Annotated in this window: 20 protein-coding genes and 2 pseudogenes; 7 read left to right on the top strand and 15 right to left on the bottom strand. The window is 52.1% G+C overall.

The window, feature by feature from the left end; all coding sequences use genetic code 11:
- The 4 genes and pseudogenes from IM317_RS15825 to arsC (IM317_RS15810) all read left to right on the top strand — a co-directional run.
- On the top strand, positions 1–400 hold a 400-nt coding region (locus IM317_RS15825; RefSeq protein ID WP_193362482.1), incomplete at its 5' end, for a chromate transporter.
- A 10-nt stretch (positions 401–410) separates the two neighbouring features.
- Entirely contained in the window at positions 411–716 is a 306-nt protein-coding gene (locus tag IM317_RS15820; protein WP_004206574.1) for a PadR family transcriptional regulator, read from the top strand.
- Between the two features lie 119 nt (positions 717–835).
- Positions 836–1,285 (top strand): annotated as a pseudogene (locus tag IM317_RS15815) (ArsB/NhaD family transporter); the annotation flags it as partial.
- 12 nt (positions 1,286–1,297) lie between these two features.
- Complete coding sequence (gene arsC, locus IM317_RS15810; protein ID WP_049015986.1) at positions 1,298–1,723, top strand: glutaredoxin-dependent arsenate reductase; 426 nt, start codon at positions 1,298–1,300, stop codon at positions 1,721–1,723.
- A gap of 334 nt (positions 1,724–2,057) precedes the next feature.
- On the opposite strand, the gene IM317_RS15805 is transcribed toward arsC (IM317_RS15810), so the two are convergent.
- On the bottom strand, positions 2,058–3,716 hold the full coding sequence (locus IM317_RS15805; RefSeq protein ID WP_049015483.1) for an FAD-dependent oxidoreductase: 1,659 nt from the start codon (positions 3,714–3,716) through the stop codon (positions 2,058–2,060).
- 161 nt (positions 3,717–3,877) lie between these two features.
- Here IM317_RS15805 and IM317_RS15800 point away from each other — a divergent pair, with 161 nt between their 5' ends.
- A complete protein-coding gene (locus IM317_RS15800; protein WP_000928911.1) occupies positions 3,878–4,228 on the top strand; it encodes a helix-turn-helix transcriptional regulator in 351 nt (116 codons plus the stop codon).
- Between the two features lie 304 nt (positions 4,229–4,532).
- Here IM317_RS15800 and IM317_RS15795 read toward each other — a convergent pair whose 3' ends face one another.
- The 9 genes from IM317_RS15795 to IM317_RS15755 form a co-directional block, all read right to left on the bottom strand.
- On the bottom strand, positions 4,533–5,009 hold the full coding sequence (locus tag IM317_RS15795; RefSeq protein WP_000043177.1) for a Dps family protein: 477 nt from the start codon (positions 5,007–5,009) through the stop codon (positions 4,533–4,535).
- Positions 5,010–5,123: 114 nt separating this feature from the next.
- Complete coding sequence (locus IM317_RS15790) at positions 5,124–5,561, bottom strand: PaaI family thioesterase (RefSeq protein ID WP_016241611.1); 438 nt, start codon at positions 5,559–5,561, stop codon at positions 5,124–5,126.
- Positions 5,562–5,721: 160 nt separating this feature from the next.
- The gene (locus IM317_RS15785; RefSeq protein ID WP_000626969.1) at positions 5,722–6,183 is read right to left on the bottom strand and encodes a NifB/NifX family molybdenum-iron cluster-binding protein; all 462 of its coding nucleotides are present in this window, start codon (positions 6,181–6,183) and stop codon (positions 5,722–5,724) included.
- Positions 6,158–6,478: a DUF134 domain-containing protein gene (locus IM317_RS15780; RefSeq protein WP_001137910.1), complete on the bottom strand. Its 321-nt coding sequence runs from the start codon at positions 6,476–6,478 to the stop codon at positions 6,158–6,160. Before IM317_RS15780 ends, IM317_RS15785 begins: the two co-directional genes overlap by 26 nt.
- 159 nt (positions 6,479–6,637) lie before the next feature.
- The gene (locus tag IM317_RS15775) at positions 6,638–7,207 is read right to left on the bottom strand and encodes a cytochrome C (RefSeq protein ID WP_080975551.1); all 570 of its coding nucleotides are present in this window, start codon (positions 7,205–7,207) and stop codon (positions 6,638–6,640) included.
- Positions 7,208–7,235: 28 nt separating this feature from the next.
- Positions 7,236–7,946, bottom strand: coding sequence for an ABC transporter ATP-binding protein (locus IM317_RS15770; protein ID WP_004393997.1), 711 nt, complete (start codon positions 7,944–7,946; stop codon positions 7,236–7,238).
- Between the two features lies 1 nt (position 7,947).
- A complete protein-coding gene (locus IM317_RS15765; RefSeq protein WP_022652303.1) occupies positions 7,948–9,153 on the bottom strand; it encodes an ABC transporter permease in 1,206 nt (401 codons plus the stop codon).
- Positions 9,150–10,301, bottom strand: coding sequence for an efflux RND transporter periplasmic adaptor subunit (locus IM317_RS15760; RefSeq protein ID WP_016236501.1), 1,152 nt, complete (start codon positions 10,299–10,301; stop codon positions 9,150–9,152). Before IM317_RS15760 ends, IM317_RS15765 begins: the two co-directional genes overlap by 4 nt.
- Positions 10,298–10,906: a TetR/AcrR family transcriptional regulator gene (locus IM317_RS15755; protein WP_049015493.1), complete on the bottom strand. Its 609-nt coding sequence runs from the start codon at positions 10,904–10,906 to the stop codon at positions 10,298–10,300. Before IM317_RS15755 ends, IM317_RS15760 begins: the two co-directional genes overlap by 4 nt.
- Before the next feature lie 142 nt (positions 10,907–11,048).
- Here IM317_RS15755 and IM317_RS15750 point away from each other — a divergent pair.
- Both IM317_RS15750 and IM317_RS15745 read left to right on the top strand, forming a co-directional pair.
- A pseudogene (locus IM317_RS15750) lies at positions 11,049–11,264 on the top strand (EamA family transporter); the annotation flags it as partial.
- A complete protein-coding gene (locus IM317_RS15745; RefSeq protein WP_016236507.1) occupies positions 11,261–11,596 on the top strand; it encodes a hypothetical protein in 336 nt (111 codons plus the stop codon). The pseudogene IM317_RS15750 and the gene IM317_RS15745, both read left to right, overlap by 4 nt.
- A gap of 374 nt (positions 11,597–11,970) precedes the next feature.
- Here IM317_RS15745 and arsC (IM317_RS15740) read toward each other — a convergent pair whose 3' ends face one another.
- Genes arsC (IM317_RS15740) through arsR form a run of 5 tightly spaced genes read right to left on the bottom strand, consistent with a single transcriptional unit; the run spans position 11,971 to position 16,276 of the window.
- Entirely contained in the window at positions 11,971–12,396 is a 426-nt protein-coding gene (arsC, locus tag IM317_RS15740) for a glutaredoxin-dependent arsenate reductase (RefSeq protein ID WP_031591991.1), read from the bottom strand.
- Positions 12,397–12,408: 12 nt separating this feature from the next.
- Positions 12,409–13,698 (bottom strand): arsenic transporter, encoded by a 1,290-nt coding sequence (locus IM317_RS15735; protein WP_031591992.1) that lies wholly within the window; start codon positions 13,696–13,698, stop codon positions 12,409–12,411.
- 46 nt (positions 13,699–13,744) lie between these two features.
- On the bottom strand, positions 13,745–15,496 hold the full coding sequence (gene arsA, locus IM317_RS15730; RefSeq protein WP_032694617.1) for an arsenical pump-driving ATPase: 1,752 nt from the start codon (positions 15,494–15,496) through the stop codon (positions 13,745–13,747).
- 16 nt (positions 15,497–15,512) lie between these two features.
- A complete protein-coding gene (gene arsD, locus IM317_RS15725) occupies positions 15,513–15,875 on the bottom strand; it encodes an arsenite efflux transporter metallochaperone ArsD (RefSeq protein WP_049015829.1) in 363 nt (120 codons plus the stop codon).
- 47 nt (positions 15,876–15,922) lie between these two features.
- The gene (gene arsR / locus IM317_RS15720; protein ID WP_025376942.1) at positions 15,923–16,276 is read right to left on the bottom strand and encodes an As(III)-sensing metalloregulatory transcriptional repressor ArsR; all 354 of its coding nucleotides are present in this window, start codon (positions 16,274–16,276) and stop codon (positions 15,923–15,925) included.
- Positions 16,277–16,535 lie beyond the last annotated feature (259 nt).

Raw genomic sequence — 16,535 nt, 5'->3', positions numbered from 1 at the left:
GACTATTTGCAACAGTGCCGTTCCTGGACCATTGTTCACTTTTGCAGCCTTTCTCGGGGCTTCGATGAACCAGGTGCCTTCTGGCTGGCTGGGTGGTCTGGTTTGTCTGCTGGCAATTTTCGCACCGTCCTTCCTTCTGATTGTGGGAGCATTGCCGTTCTGGGAAAGTCTGCGCCGCAATATCCGTACACAAGCAGCGTTGCAGGGTATTAATGCAGCCGTAGTTGGCCTTCTGCTGGCAGCTCTCTATCAACCAGTATGGACGAGCGCAGTTCTCGCTCCGCAAGATTTCGGCCTTGCCCTTGTGGCACTGGTCGCTCTGATGTTCTGGAAACTGCCGCCGTGGCTGGTCGTAGTGAGTTGCGGTGTTGCGGGTTGGTTGTTGAGTTTAGCACTGTGAGGTTCCGGGCGTGACCGACAAAGATCTTTACGGCGGGATGATCCGTTTGCACATCCTGCATCATGCAGCCAAAGAACCCGTCTTTGGTCTGGGCATCATTGAGGAATTGCGACACCACGGTTATCAACTCAGCCCGGGTACCCTGTATCCGATGCTGCACGGTATGGAAAAGAAGGGGTATCTCACTTCACGACATGTTCAGGCCGGTCGACGAAGTCGGCGAGTATATGAAATCACCGGACAAGGGCACATAGCGCTAACGGACGCCAGAAACAGGGTGAAAGAGCTGTTCGGTGAACTTGTTGAAGGCAAATGATATGCCTATGGTTTTAGTCCGGTCTGCCGTCTTCTGAAAACGACAGACACATGTAAGATTATCCGCTGCCTGGCAGAAGGAGACTTTGTGAAAACGCTCATGGTGTGTATTTATACGATCAGAAGGCGTTTTTTTCGCTGGGCATGTACCTGGTGGTCTATGGCCTGCGCAATGCCGGGCTCACGGAGTATCTGTCTGGTGTACTGAACCTGCTGGCAGAAAAGGGGTTATGGGCAGCGACGTTCGGCACCGGCTTCCTGACCGCGTTCCTGTCGTCGGTGATGAACAATATGCCGACGGTGCTGATTGGCGCGCTGTCGATTGACGGGAGTACGGCGACTGGCGTCGTCAAAGAGGCAATGATTTATGCCAACGTGATTGGCTGCGATTTAGGCCCGAAAATCACCCCGATTGGCAGTCTGGCAACCCTGCTTTGGCTGCATGTGCTTGCCCAGAAAAATATAACGATCACCTGGGGTTATTACTTCCGCACCGGCATTATCATGACTCTGCCCGTGCTGTTTGTCACTCTGGCCGCGCTGGCGTTGCGGCTTTCCATCACTTTGTAATGAGATAAAGATATGAGCAACATTACCATCTATCACAACCCGGCCTGCGGCACTTCACGCAACACGCTGGAGATGATCCGTAACAGCGGTAACGAACCGACCATTATTTATTATCTCGATACGCCACCGACCCGTGATGAGCTGATTAAACTTATTTCAGATATGGGAATTACGGTGCGTGCATTGCTGCGTAAGAATGTTGAGCCTTATGAACACCAGGGCCTTGATGAAGAGAAATTCAGTGATGAGCAGTTGATTGATTTTATGCTTCAACATCCGATCCTGATTAATCGGCCGGTAGTCGTTACGCCGCTTGGCACTCGTCTTTGCCGCCCTTCAGAAATAGTGCTGGATATTCTACCTGAAGGTCAGAAAGGAGTGTTTACCAAAGAGGACGGCGAAAAGGTCATTGACGAAACGGGGAAGCGGGTTAAGTAACCTGTTTTTTTCGTCTCATTTTTATCGTATTCGGGCGTCTGTCTGTACCATGCAGACGCTCGCTTTTTGTAATGCCAGCTAAAGAAACAGGTTTAACGTAGGATATTTTCCGTTTTCCAAGCGGACCCCTTAATGACTAGCAGCCTGGAAGTACGCTGTGTGCCAAATCCAAAAATAGTCATTCACACCCTGAATCACTTTAAAGTGATTCAGGGTATGCGCTTATAGCTGCCATTCAAGGCGTTAATAATTTTTGTAGATTTTCTATTCCATATAATATGTTTTCAACGAATCTGGAGAAATGAAGTGCCATGTGTGTATGGCACTTCATCTCTTATTTACTCATTGACTCCGTTACCGTCTGCCAGGTTATGAAACCACCACTCAGATTATATGTCCGGAAGCCGTGAGCCTGCAGAATACGGTATGCCACATGCCCGCGCAGGCCACTCTGACATCCTATAAAAATTTCTTTATCTTTAGGCAATTTTCCAAGGTTTTCCCGCAGGGAATCAAGAGGGATGGATAGCGCGTCAGGATATTCACCAAATTGTTTCAGTTCGGCAGGAGAGCGAATATCAAGTAAACAATAACTGCCCGGTTCCCGTTGTAACACATCGCTGACATGACATATGACCGTATCTCCTTTCATTACATTTGTCGCCACCATACCAGCCTGGTTAACGACGTCCCTTGCACTGTTAAAAGGTGGAGCATAAGTCAGCTCAAGATGTTCGAGATCGTTGACGGTAAGCCCCGCGCGCTGTGCGACAGACAGGACATCGATGCGTTTATCAACCCCTTTTTTCCCTGATGCCTGAGCCCCGAGAATTTTACCGGTATCGGGGCTGAACAGCAGTTTCAGACTGATCATCGTTGCCCCCGGGTAGTAACCGGCATGATCAGCGGCATGGACGTAAACCTTCTCGTATCGGGTGCCATGAACTTTCAGCTGCTTTTCATTCGCACCGACGCTGCCAATACTCAGCGAAAATACCTTACAAATGGATGTCCCCTGACTGCCATGGTAAAGGCTGTGACGATCTAGCATGTTATCAGCAGCAATGCGTCCCTGGCGGTTGGCGGGCCCTGCCAGAGGAAAATTAGCGGGTTCCTGAAAGACAAAGTCTGGGGTTTCAACGGCATCCCCCACGGCGTAGATGTCAGGGATACTGGTCTGCATACAGGCATTGACGCTTATGCCTCCCCGTTTACCCACTGCGAGCCCGGCTCCTGTGGCAAGGCTGTTCTCAGGTTTTACCCCGATGGCGAGAATAACCATGTCGGTCTGCAGAAACCCACCCTCAGACAGTGCAACGCGGAATCCCGTCTCTGTCCGCAGTACCTCGGTGAGCGCCGTTCTGAGACGCAGATCCACGCCATGACTCCGGATTTCCTGATGCAGGGCAGATGCCATTTCAGGATCAACCGGAGCCATAACCTGTTCCCCCATCTCCAGCAGGGTCACATTGATCCCCCGTTCGCTCAGAGCCTCCATCACTTCAAGTCCGATAAATCCCCCCCCGACAAGCGTGGTGTGAGCTACGTGATGTTGCTCAATCCACCCCAGGATAGCATCCATGTCAGTAAGATTTCGCAGCGTAAAGACACCCTCTTCCTGTAGCCCGGGCAAAGGAGGGACAACCGGAGCGGCGCCGGTACTGAGGAGCAGACGATCCCATTCTTCGCTATAGACCTCCCCTGAGGTCAGATTTTTAACCGTCACCGTTTTATTAACCGGATCCACTGACGTCACTTCATGACAGATACGGACGTCTATGTTAAAGCGGGATTTAAAATCCTCCGGGGTTTTCAGAATCAGTGACTGCCTTAAAGGAATTTTTCCGCCTATATGATAAGGTAATCCACAGTTGGCGAAAGAGACATCGCTTCCCCGTTCAAACACAACAATACTGACATCCTCTGATAACCGACGAGCTCTGGCTGCAGCGGATGCCCCGCCGGCAACACCACCAACAATCACTATTTTCATTACATCCTCTCTGTTCACCCGGGGCAAAAATGCCTGCCAGATATAATCGTTTCCCCGGGCCGGCAGGACGCTGCAGACCTGACGAACACGATGGCAAAATTACGATACCGTCAGTATACTAAATTATATTATATAAAAACACATAGTATGAGAAATCAGCAATGCTCATGAATGAAGACACAAAACGTCAGACAGATATGAAGAATGCGGCCCTGAGGGCAGCAGATGTCTTACGGGGACTGGCCAACAGCGACCGGTTGCTGTTGATGTGTCAGTTAAGCCTGGGGGAAGCGAATGTGGCCGGGCTGGAAGCGGCGGTCGGTATCACTCAGCCGACCCTGTCCCAGCAGCTGGGTGTCATGCGCCGCCTGAAGCTGGTCGAGACCCGACGGGCAGGTAAAATGGTATATTACCGTATTGAGGATAACCGTATCATGACGTTGTTAAATACCTTATATGATCTCTACTGCCCGCAGGCAGGCACCGGTAAAGGAAGCCATAACAACGAATAATATGATCCTGCTTTCCCCGTAAACCGTTTTATCCGTGCATCATTAACCCTGTTCAGGCTGTGAAATGCCAGACCGGAACCTGCGATACCTTAACGGGAAAACAACAGTGGTCCGGATATACCAGCCGATGATGCCCGTCACGGACTGTATTTCTCGTTCACGCATTCACTGATTAACCCACTGATTCAATGGTGTTTAATACTGTGACGGTCAGAAAAAACAGCCACAGGAACACGGATGATTCTGCACTGTCAGTAATAGCCTGTGGCTGACAAACCGTTTTTTCTGCTGCCACGTGGTGACATTATTCAAGCAGGCTACGCAACATCCAGGCAGTTTTCTCATGTAACTGGATACGTTGTGTAAGCAGATCTGCTGTGGCTTCATCATTCGCATTATTAACGAGCGGGAACAGGGAGCGTGCAGTTTTAACCACGGTCTCCTGGCCCTGGACAAGATTTTCAATCATGTTTTTTGCTGCCGGAATATCCTTATCTTCATTAACCGCTGTTAGACGTGAAAATTCATGATATGTGCCGGGCGCGAAGCATCCGAGCGAGCGTATACGTTCAGCGATATCATCAACGGCAGTGGCCAGCTCATTGTATTGATTTTCAAACATTAAATGTAAGCTGTTAAACATGGGGCCAGTTACATTCCAGTGATAGTAATGTGTTTTTATATACAGGGTATAGGTGTCAGCAAGAAGCCGGGACAGGCCGTCTGCAATCTCCACCCGGGATGATTCAGCAATACCAATATCAATGATTTGTTTACTCATAACTACCTCTTACACGGTTTCAGTGGAATATACGATATGCGATTATTCTTTCCGGTCTGAGCAAAACACGCCTCAAATTTTTATAATAACCAGGTACACCTGTCGTCTGTCACACTAGCGATGCGCCAGAGCAATATCCTGCGACGGAACAATGAATTTCGCCGTGGCACGTGCCACTGTCTGCTGTCCTTTTGTCAGCCATGCTTCAAGCAGGTAAATCCCCCTGCGTTGCCCAAGCAGTCTGGCACATACCATCAGTTTGTCTCCGGTACAAACGGGTGAAATGAATCTTACCGTCAGTTCAGCCGTCAGGGCTTGCACACCCTGCATGAACAAACAATGAGTCATTGCTGCATCCAGCAGGGTACTCGTCATTCCGCCATGTAAAAGACCCGTATACCCCTGATGCCTGTGATTGGCCGTGTAGTCCGCACATACAGAGCCATCCGGGTGCTCTGAAAACATTAAGTTCACCGTATCAGGGTTGTTGTCGCGGGAACTACAGACCATACAACAGGTATGGGCCTTTCTGGCATCAAGATAACAATTCATCTGTTTCTGCTCAGCGTCCGGTTGTACTGACGGGAGGCATCCGGAATTCAGTCAGCTGAGGGGCTCCCCCGGCATCATTACTGCCTCCTCCACACATTCCGGCTCCTGGTTTATACACAATACGGGTCTGATAAAAATCACCGCCCGTGATGAAATAAACTCATGAATGGCAACAGCGCCCGTTTCCGTGATGATGCTGACGCCCACCCTGGCACGCATTTTCTGCTGTGTTCCCGTCAGAGTGACAGCATTTTTTCCCTTTCGCCTCATGATGAAAGGACTGGCGTCCCTGCTCCGGCTTATTCAGTTCAGTCAGAACACGGGTATCCGGATCACACAGTTCAGTGAACAAACGACGACCACAGTCAGTCTGGTACACCGCGATCTGATGCCCCAGTAATTTACCCAGCATCCGTTCCCCGATGTTACGGACCACAACGCGGCTGACTTGCTGTTGAACCAGCAGGTCAACCAGCTTCCGTTTACCTGAACAATCTGCGCCCAGCGCGGGATTTTCTGTCCGGCTGAGCTCCACACCGCGCTCATCCACCAGGACAAGGTGACTCGCTTTGGTAAAATGATTTGCTACCCGGTCGTCATTCACTGGAATGGCTGTGATCATCTTGTGTAACTCCTTCCCTTTCAGAGTGCATTATTAAGGCCTTGCCCTGAGTGAGACAGTCCACAACCTTAAAACGGGCTGCTTTCAGGACATTGGCCAGTGTCTGCCTTGAAACCCCCATTGCAACAGCCGCTTCCTGCTGTTGCATGCCCAGTAAATCGACCAGCCGTAACGCTTCAAACTCATCTTCTTTTAAATGAACATGTTCAAGCTGGCTCATCGGTCGCGCATTGGGCTTAAAACAGGTATCCGCAGGGCGGCCACAGATGTTACGGGGAATTCTGGGTCTTGGCATGAAGGCTCCTTATTGGCATATGCTATATATACACTCATAAACTGGCATATGCAATATACTCTGCTCACCGGTGGAGAATTTTTTGCTTTACCCTGGAGTCTGTAAGTGGGCAGCAGGTCATGAGAGATGAAGAGAAAGAAAACAGATACTGTATGAGACTCAATTTAAAGTGCTGCCATAAGGGGGTCGTCTCAGAAAACGGAAAATAAAGCACGCTAAGCCGGTGGCAGCGGTCGCAATGGCCTGAACTTCCCCGCACCGACCTTGGCACTGCTGCGCCATAGGTAATCGCCGGTCAGGTTGATATGCTCCCACCCCAGCGGGGACAGATAGGGCGAATGATTGGATCACCGCCTTGCCGTCGCTGCTCGCAGCAGCCAGCTTCATGGCCAGCGCCGCCTCGTGAGTCTGCGCGTCAAAGTTTCTGAACTTGGTCGCATCAGCGCCGAGGTAAGCAAGGATGCGCATTTTTTCAGTAAGCGGTGGCTCGGGGTGTGCAGCAACTTTTGGGGCGAGCTGAACGACCTGAACCCATTCCTCCTGCGAAATCGCACCGGTAATAGCCTGCATGTTGCGCCCGAGCTCCTGCATGATCTTGCGTAGCGCCAGTGGCTCAACCTGGGTAGCGTCACCAGCCCAAGCTGGCAACTGAAAACCCCATAAAAGCAGGCAGGCCGTAACGGTCAGGGTGATAGTTCCAAATGCGTGGCTGTGTTTGCGGTGGGTCATGAAATTCTCCTGTAATTCAATCGTTCTCTCATTCGAACTCCCGCCCTTCGCCAGCTTCCTCATGGGTCACGCCGTCGCGGATGTGGTAGATGCGCTTGAATGTGGGGATGATCTTTTCGTCATGGGTGACGACGATGATGGCGGTCTCGAACTTCCGGGCCATGTCGTTGAGGATGCGGATTACAGCCATGGCGCGCTCGGAATCCAGCGGCGCAGTGGGTTCATCGGCCAGGATCACCGGCGGACGATTGACCAGTCCGCGCGCGATGGCGACCCGTTGCTGCTCGCCACCGGAGAGTTGCGAGGGCATTGCGCGAGCTCGGTGTTGCACATCAAGCGCTGTGAGCAATTCCAGTGCCTTCGCGCGCGACTCTCCATTCGCGACGCCTGCAAGCATCGGCAGCAGCGCCACGTTGTCGGTGACATCGAGAAACGGAATCAGGTACGGCGCCTGGAAAACGAAACCGATCTTGTCACGCCGTAAGGCGCGCAGGTCGCGGACTTTCCAGCCATCGGCGTAGATCACTTCATCGCCCAGCGTCATGCGACCGGCGGTCGGTTCGATCACCGCACCCAGACACTTGAGCAGCGTGCTCTTGCCGGACCCGGAAGGGCCGATCAGTCCCACCACTTCACCAGGCGCAACATGCATATTCACGTCTCTCAAGGCAAAGACAGCGGTGTCACCATCGCCATACCGCTTGCTTAAACTTTCGATGTGTATCCCTTTGCCACTCATCTCAACCTCCAATGGCTTCGGCCGGATCGACCTTGAGTGCTATGCGAATGGCGACGAGGCTAGCTAGAACGCAGATCACGAGCACGGCAAAAAAACCGGCGACAGAATCCATTGGCGTGAGCAGGACATATTTTGGAAAAGCCGGTGCTGAAAAGGTGGCTGTGATCTTGCCGACCACGAAGCCAATCACGCCCAGGGCGAGCGCCTGCTGCATGATCATCGCGGCGATGGTTCGGTTGCGTGTGCCGATGAGCTTCAACACCGCGATCTCACGGATTTTGTCCATCGTCAGCGAATAGATGATGAAGGCAACGATGGCCGCGCTAACGATGGCTAGAATCACAAGGAACATGCCGATCTGCTTGGCCGAGGTGGCGATCAGCTTGCCGACGAGGATGTCTTCCATCTGTGCCCGGGTGTAGACCGTCAAACGCTTCCAGCGCTGGATGGATTCGGCAACCTCGTCCGGCGCATGACCAGGTTTCAGAGTGACCAGCACGGCATTGACGAACGCGTTGCTGCTCTGTGAAGCAATCACGGCATCCAGCAAACCTGGATCACCGGGTCGATTGAAGACCGGGTTGGCTTCGGTGCGACGCCGGCTTTGCCAGATGGCATCGTTGTCCTTGAGGAACTGGGCCTCCTGGGCATCTTTGAGCGGAATGAATACCATCGGGTCGCCGCTGGACGACACCATGCGCCGTGTCAGCCCCACGACGGTGTAATGATTGCGGCGAATGGCAAGACGATCTCCCAGTTTGAAGCCGGTGGCGATGTCGGCCACAGCCTCGTAGTGACCGCGCGTGATCTGGCGTCCAGCGACGAGATAAGGAGGCCATCCGGGTGTAGCCCCCAACGCACCGGGCGCGATGCCGACCACCATGGTGCGTACATCACTCTCGCCCTTGCGTACCTGCATGGTCAGGTAGGTCGCGTTCGCTGCCTGTGAGACTCCCGGCATGGCGAGAATGGCGCGATACACGTCATCGTTGAGGCTGGACGACTCCGCATAAGGACCCAGAGTATCCTTTTGCACCACCCAAAGGTCAGCGCCACTGTTGTCGAGCAACGCCTTGCCGTCGTCCACCATGCCTCGGTACACCCCAGCCATGACTAGGGTGACGCCGATCAGCAGACCCAGACCGATGCCGGTGAAGACGAATTTCCCCCAGGCATGGAGAATGTCGCGGCCGGCCAGGCTGATCATCGTGAAACTCCCGGGATATGCTCGACCACATGGATGCGGCTGCGCGCCGTCAGTGCCTTTTCGCTATAGGTCACAACCTGGTCCCCATTCTTGAGCCCTTCGCGCACCTGCACGTAACCATTGAGGTCGGAAGTGCCGAGCTTGACCGGGGAGAAATGCAGATCACCATCCACGATTTGCCAGACACCAACTTTATCGCCTTCACGCTGGACGGCAGCGTTGGGGATCAGTGGAGCGGCCGGGAGCGCCGGCAAGTCAACCGTGACTTCGGCCAGTTCACCCACTGGTGGCAAAGGTTCTGGTTTGTTATCGAATGTCACCTTGGCAAGCGTTTCCTCGGTTACCGCGTCGGCCTTGGGTTCCACCCGCAGCACGCGACCTTTCAAGGTCTGGCCACCACGCGAACGCAGGACGATATGAGCCGGCAGCCCCCCAGCCAGCCCCGATGCGCTGATCTGGTCGAAGCGCACATTGATCCACAAACTCTTGGGGTCGATCACTTCCACCACGGCCTGGCCCGCGACGATGGTCGTGCCGGGATCGGCATCGCGCACGGCGACTACACCGTCGACCGGCGCGATCAGGCGCAGATTGCTCCGCTGCGCGACGAGTGCTTCGCGGTCGGAGCGTGCCCGGGCAATATCTTCCCGAGCGGCGGATAGGGCGGCATCGGCGATCTGCAGTTCCTGCCGCTTGGTGGTGACGATTTCCTCGCTGGTCGAGCGCACCGCAAACAATTGCTCATAGCGGCGCGCCTGGGTTTGCGCGTAGGCTTGCCGGGCTTCTGCCTCGCGCAAAGCCGCTTCCGCCCGCTTGAATACAGACTCCTGTGAGCGCACCCGATCATCAAGGTCGACCGGCTCCATCTCGCCGAGCACCTGTCCGGCCTTGACCTGGTCGCCTACATGCACCTCCAGGCGTTTGACGCGCCCGGCAAACGTCGGCCCGATCTTGTAGGTGTAGCGCGCCTCCACCGTGCCGATGCCGAACAGCGCCGGTGTGATAGCCCGTGATTCCACGCTTGCCACCGTCACAGCGACCGGGGCGAGCGGCCCTGATCGCAGACCGACATAAATAAAAAGCACCAGCAAAGGAATGATGACGGCAAGCAGTGCCAGGGTGCGGCCTTGCAAGGGTAACTTTTTCATTGCGCACTCCTTATGCCACGCCGATAAATTGCAAAGACGCGCGGCGCATCGCGGTGCATACGTCCCACATCACCCGCCAACAGCGATTGCATGACCAAGCCCTGGATCGTGCCAATGAACAGCGTTGCCGCCGCCTCGTTGTCAAGCGAGGGAGACAACTCGCCGCTGGCCTTGCCTTTCTCGATGAGACGATGCAAACGTTCGCCGTAGCGCTGAATCAAGGTTTGCACCATGCGCTTGGCCGGTGTCGATTCGGCACGCTGAAGCTCACCAAACATCATTCTTGGCACGCCTGGGTGCTCAGCTACGAATTCGATATGACTCATGAACATCGCCTCCATGGCTGCCAAGGGCGACTCGATTCCTTGTGCGGATCGATCGATTCTGGCTAATAGGTGCTCTGCTACCCACTCCATGACCGCCTGCCAAATGGCTTCCTTGTTCGGGAAGTGCCGAAACAGCGCACCCTGGGTCAAGTTCATGTGTTTAGCGATAGCCGCAGTGGTTATCTCGCTTGGGTTTTGTGAACCGGCAAGCGCCACGACGGACTCGACAGTTACGGCACGACGTTCATCGGCCGGCAGATGCTTTGGATGGGTGTCCACGAGCACTCCTGGTAAGATAGTAATTGATTACTATCTTACCACAAGAGGCAACTCAAACAAGAGAAAACCCGACGTACTCGTCAATATCTAGAGTCTGCAATGGGCTTAACGTGCTTTATTTTCCGTTTTCTGAGACGTCCCCAGTATGGCAACCACGATCAGTCTGCTGGAGCCGGTTATAGCCGCACTGCTGGCCGTTGTGCTCGTCGGTGAAAGGCTGCCGCCTTCCGGATGGGCAGGCGTCGGACTGATAGTTGCGTGTCTGGGGCTCATCACCGTTCCGGCTGGAAAGTTACGTTTCAGTCTGTTCCGGCAACGGAAAGAAAACTTTGAAATCGCAAAAAGGAAAGAATTATGAAAGATAAAGCGTCATTTGACTCATTTTCGGCTCTCGATATGCGTGCCGGTACCATCATCAGGGTTGAGGAGAGTAAAACATCAAAGCCCACCTGGCGCATGACTATTGACCTAGGACCAGAACTGGGAACAAGGGTGTCATGCGGTGCGTATACTAACTATGCAGCAGAAGACCTGCAGGAAACGCAGGTAATCTGCATCGTCAATCTGGGTACCATGAAGATGGGACCTGAAAAGTCAGAGGTGCTGGTACTTGGTGTGTCTGATGGTTCAGGCGGGACGATCCCGCTGACGACAGAAAAGCGCGTCGATAACGGTGAATGCGTTTTCTGAAAATCGGCAGATAAAGCCACGTATGGGCAAGAAAATGCTTCCTAAAAATTTCAGTGAATATGTCTGCTTATCGCTCAAAGCTGCCTGTCAAAGTGGTCAAGCTTCACATAGCTCAGAGGTACAAAAAATAACCTTAACGTACAATAATTTTCGATATCCAAACTGACCCCTATCATCGATAAAAACTCCATACTTACTTTCGTATACGTCAATTCATCAGGCTATCGTTCCGCCTCTAATGCGCCCATGCAGCCTGTGCAGGCATCATTCCTTTTTGCACGTGACTCATAAAAAGCAGAATAATGTCGCTATGGAAAGCATCATCAAGGGTGGCTGGCAAAGTAAAATATAAAGGGGCAAATGCCCCTTAGGATTTATTTCAGTCGTTTACCTGCATCATCAACGACTTTTTCACCATCTTCTTTGGTGAACGCGTGTTTTTGTGCATCCGGAAGAATATCCAGCACCACTTCTGAAGGACGACACAGCCGGGTCCCCAGTGGCGTCACCACAATCGGGCGGTTAATCAGAATAGGATGCTGTAACATAAAGTCGATTAACTGATCGTCAGTAAAGCGATCTTCCGCCAGCCCTAATGCTTCAAAAGGCTCGACATTCTTACGCAGCAGCGCTCGTACTGTGATCCCCATATCCGCAATAAGTTTAACCAGTTCATCGCGTGATGGTGGTGTCTCAAGATAATGAATAACGGTCGGCTCTGTACCGCTGTTACGGATCATCTCAAGCGTGTTGCGAGAGGTGCCGCAGGCTGGGTTGTGATAAATGGTAATGTTGCTCATATCAGTATCTCATTACAAAGTGAAAGAGAGACGTAGCGCCAGCGCGGCCAGCGTTACAAACAGCACAGGCAGAGTCATGATAATCCCGGTGCGGAAATAGTATCCCCAGGTGATTGTCATGTTCTTCTGTGAAAGTACATGCAGCCAGAGTAGCGTTGCCAGGCTACCAATAGGCGTAATTTTAGGTCCCAGATCGCAACCGATGACATTGGCATAAATCATTGCTTCTTTGATGACACCCGATGCGGTGCTGCCATCGATCGACAATGCGCCAATCAATACAGTAGGCATGTTGTTCATGATGGATGACAGGAATGCTGTCAGGAATCCCGTGCCAAATGTGGCAGCCCAAAGTCCTTTGTCTGCAAATAAATTCAACACGCCAGAGAGGTATTCTGTCAGCCCGGCATTACGCAACCCATAAACAACCAGATACATTCCCAGTGAGAAAATCACAATCTGCCACGGTGCACCACGCAGGACTTTACCGGTGTTAATGGCATGACCTTTTTTAGCCACGAAAAAGAGGATAGCAGCACCCACAGCCGCAATAGCGCTGACAGGAATACCCAGCGGCTCAAGCACAAAAAAACCTACCAGCAGAAGGATTAATACAATCCAGCCAGTTCTGAACGTCGCCGGGTCTTTGATAGCAAGAGCCGGTTCTTTCAGTCGGTTCAGATCATAGGTCGGTGGGATATCTTTGCGGAAAAACAGATGCAGCATCACCAGCGTGGCAATAATGGCGGCAATATCCACAGGCACCATCACGGAGGCATATTCCGTGAATCCCAGATGGAAGAAGTCAGCAGAAACAATATTGACCAGGTTCGACACAATCAGCGGCAGGCTGGCGGTATCGGCAATAAACCCTGCAGCCATTACAAATGCCAGCGTAGCGCTTTTACTGAATCCCAGAGCCAGCAACATGGCAATAACGATCGGCGTCAGGATGAGAGCTGCACCATCATTGGCAAATAGCGCTGCTACCGCAGCACCGAGCAGAACGATATAAGTAAACAGCAGGCGACCCCGGCCATTTCCCCAGCGGGAAACATGCAATGCTGCCCATTCAAAAAAGCCAGACTCATCCAGCAGCAAACTGATGATAATCACGGCAATAAAGGTTGCTGTGGCGTTCCAGACGATATTCCATACCACCAGAATGTCGGTAATGTGTACTACACCAGATATGAGTGCCAGTATTGCGCCAAATATGGCGCTCCAGCCAATCCCTAACCCCTTCGGCTGCCAGATAACCAACACGATGGTCAGGATGAAAATTGCTCCTGCCAGTAACATAAAACCTCCTGACAGGGCAGCATGACTGCCCTGTATATAGTAAAAATTAACCTGCGAGCTGTTTGAGTTTGTCTATACCGGTTGGCTCTGCCGCAAGAACAGGAACCAGTGCAACACGGGTAGCATGCTGGTTCTTTACAGCCTCGATTTGAGGCAGTTCCTGCTGCGCGCGCTGACGAAGCAGCGGTGAACGGGTTTCAGCGATGGAAAGACTGTTATTGATAATCCAGCCCCATGGATGAATCCCGGCACGTTCAAGATCGGCTTGTAAATTTGCAGCCTCAAGAACGGGGGTCGTTTCCGGCAGAGTGACCAGTAATACTTTTGTTCTTTCCGGATCCTGAAGCTGCATCATTGGCGTAGAGAAATGGCCTTTATCTCCCATTTTCTTTGCTATCTCCCGGTGGTATGCCCCGGTAGCATCAAGCAGCAACAATGTATGTCCTGTCGGTGCCGTATCCATGACGACAAACCGTTTACCCGCTTCACGGATCACCCGTGAGAAGGCCTGGAACACAGCAATCTCTTCGGTACACGGAGAGCGTAAATCCTCTTCCAGCAGATGTTTCCCTGCTTCATCCAGGTCACGTCCTTTCGTTTCAAGGACATGCTGGCGATAACGTTCTGTTTCATCATGAGGGTCGATTCTGCTGACCTGCAGGTTATTGAGGCTTCCATTGAGGGTTGTGCTCAGGTGTGCAGCAGGATCTGACGTCGTGAGATGCACATCAAATCCCATTTCGGCCAGTCTGACTGCAATGGCCGCAGCCATGGTTGTTTTACCCACGCCACCTTTACCCATCAGCATAATCAGGCCGTGTTCATTAAGGGCAATCTCATCAACCAGAGCAGACAACGACGATATCGCTGGTTTTTGCAGGGCGGACACTTCAGCAAATGAAGCCGTCTCAGGTTGGGAGGTGAGAAGTCCCCTTAAAGCAGACACACCGACCATATTCACTGGTTGAAGGAATAATGTGTCAGTAGGGAGAGCGTCCAGACCAGCGGGAAGACTTGCCAGCGCCTCCTGCTCCCGGCCCCATATTGCAGCCGCCAGAGTATCGTTGACTGCTTCTGTCTCAGGTAACACGCCGTTGATGACCAGATACTGATTTTTGAGACCTATCGCCGCAAGCTCATCATGAGTACGGGCGACTTCCTGAAGCGTTGATTTTTGCAGTCGAGCCACTAAAACCAGCCTCGTACGATCCGGATCAGACAATGCCTGGACGGCGTGTGAATACTGCTCACGCTGTTTCTCCAGCCCTGCCATCGGGCCAAGACAGGAAGCACCATCAGGATTGCTCTCAATGAAGCTACTCCACGCACCGGGCAACTGGAGAAGACGAATAGTGTGACCGGTTGGCGCGGTATCAAAGATAATATGGTCAAAGCGGGTCAATAATGATGCGTCAGTCAACAGACCGGTAAATTCATCAAAAGCTGCAATTTCGGTGGTACATGCACCAGAGAGCTGTTCGTTAATACTGTTAACGACATCATCCGGCAGAATGCCTTTGATAGGATCAACGATTCTGGCCCGATATTCCTGGGCGGCGGCCTGAGGATCAATTTCCAGCGCTGAAAGACCCGGTACAGAGGCCACCGGCAGAATGGTATTGCCAATAGTCTGGCTGAACACCTGGCCTACGTTTGAAGCCGGATCGGTGCTGACAAGCAAAACCCGCTTGCCTTGTTCCGCCAGGCTGATAGCGGTGGCACAGGAAATAGAGGTTTTACCGACGCCCCCTTTACCGGTAAAAAACAGGTAAGGTGGGATATTCTGTAAGAATTTCATATGTCCTCCTGACATTTCAGCAACAAGAAGTATTACCACCGCAGCAGCTTTTAGATGCTAATCCTACTTTATCCAGCGGTATTCCGAACCAGCGGGCCAGCTCTGCACGTTTCGGATAACGCCCCGCCATCACCATTTCGCCGTCCAGCAACAACAATGGAAGCCCTTCAGCCCCGGATGCCTCAAGGAATGCTTTGGCTTTTTCGTTCTGTACAAAGCTCATGGGTTGCTGTGCCAGGTTATAACGATCAACCTGAATTTCACGCTGTTTTAGCCACTGTACATCCGCAGAAAAATCAACCAGAACCTGATCAATATCTGTACCGCAGACGCCGGTACTGCAACACATAGCCGGGTCAAACACCGTTAACGTTTTCATCATGAACACCTCACATTTGAAAAATCATATATGTTCAGGCAAATTTTTTAGATGCAGACAGCCTTGCCGCTACCAGAGCAGTTAGCTGATGCCAGCTTATGGGCGATAGCCTGTACGTCGTCCTGTTGGCTTAACCAGGCCTGCTCAATAACCTGAGCAGCCCATGAAGGAATATGCGGAGATAAGCGGTAGTGAACCCATTTCCCATTCTTGCGATCCAGCAACAATCCGCTTTCACGTAGCATTGCCAGATGACGGGAGATCTTAGGCTGCGACTGTTCCAGCGCCGTGCAGAGATCGCATACGCATAGTTCACCCATCTCTTTGAGGAGAAGGACGATACCCAGACGGGTTTCATCGGACAGGCTTTTAAAGAGTTGTAGGGGTGAAATTGATGACATCGTGACCTCCTGCGTTGAATGAATAGTGTCGCGCTTCTAAACCAGGAAGTCAAAAACATATATGTTATATCGAATTCGTTTAGTGTTAATTCTTCATTGGTAGATAACAGGAACAACGGAGTCGGGGCAATACGGGCAAAATTTCATCTTTGTTGTGAAAAGAAAAAGTTTAACGATAGGGTACTGATAAGTAAGGCAGCACCATACAATGAACAATAAATCACCTTAGCGTGGGATTTTTTCCGTTTTCCAAGCGGAC

This window comes from Enterobacter cloacae complex sp. S3 (genome assembly GCF_014930495.1).
Lineage (GTDB): Bacteria > Pseudomonadota > Gammaproteobacteria > Enterobacterales > Enterobacteriaceae > Enterobacter > Enterobacter asburiae_B.
The sequence above is the reverse complement of the archived record's forward strand: the minus strand, read 5'-3'. Positions and strand labels throughout refer to the sequence as shown.

Coding starts and splice junctions, on each gene's coding strand:
- arsC (WP_049015986.1), top strand. CDS start 1,298: ATGAGCAACATTACCATCTATCACAACCCGGCCTGCGGCACTTCACGC.
- IM317_RS15805 (WP_049015483.1), bottom strand. CDS start 3,716: ATGAAAATAGTGATTGTTGGTGGTGTTGCCGGCGGGGCATCCGCTGCA.
- IM317_RS15800 (WP_000928911.1), top strand. CDS start 3,878: ATGCTCATGAATGAAGACACAAAACGTCAGACAGATATGAAGAATGCG.
- IM317_RS15795 (WP_000043177.1), bottom strand. CDS start 5,009: ATGAGTAAACAAATCATTGATATTGGTATTGCTGAATCATCCCGGGTG.
- IM317_RS15790 (WP_016241611.1), bottom strand. CDS start 5,561: ATGAATTGTTATCTTGATGCCAGAAAGGCCCATACCTGTTGTATGGTC.
- IM317_RS15785 (WP_000626969.1), bottom strand. CDS start 6,183: ATGATCACAGCCATTCCAGTGAATGACGACCGGGTAGCAAATCATTTT.
- IM317_RS15780 (WP_001137910.1), bottom strand. CDS start 6,478: ATGCCAAGACCCAGAATTCCCCGTAACATCTGTGGCCGCCCTGCGGAT.
- IM317_RS15775 (WP_080975551.1), bottom strand. CDS start 7,207: ATGACCCACCGCAAACACAGCCACGCATTTGGAACTATCACCCTGACC.
- IM317_RS15770 (WP_004393997.1), bottom strand. CDS start 7,946: ATGAGTGGCAAAGGGATACACATCGAAAGTTTAAGCAAGCGGTATGGC.
- IM317_RS15765 (WP_022652303.1), bottom strand. CDS start 9,153: ATGATCAGCCTGGCCGGCCGCGACATTCTCCATGCCTGGGGGAAATTC.
- IM317_RS15760 (WP_016236501.1), bottom strand. CDS start 10,301: ATGAAAAAGTTACCCTTGCAAGGCCGCACCCTGGCACTGCTTGCCGTC.
- IM317_RS15745 (WP_016236507.1), top strand. CDS start 11,261: ATGAAAGATAAAGCGTCATTTGACTCATTTTCGGCTCTCGATATGCGT.
- arsC (WP_031591991.1), bottom strand. CDS start 12,396: ATGAGCAACATTACCATTTATCACAACCCAGCCTGCGGCACCTCTCGC.
- IM317_RS15735 (WP_031591992.1), bottom strand. CDS start 13,698: ATGTTACTGGCAGGAGCAATTTTCATCCTGACCATCGTGTTGGTTATC.
- arsA (WP_032694617.1), bottom strand. CDS start 15,496: ATGAAATTCTTACAGAATATCCCACCTTACCTGTTTTTTACCGGTAAA.
- arsD (WP_049015829.1), bottom strand. CDS start 15,875: ATGAAAACGTTAACGGTGTTTGACCCGGCTATGTGTTGCAGTACCGGC.
- arsR (WP_025376942.1), bottom strand. CDS start 16,276: ATGTCATCAATTTCACCCCTACAACTCTTTAAAAGCCTGTCCGATGAA.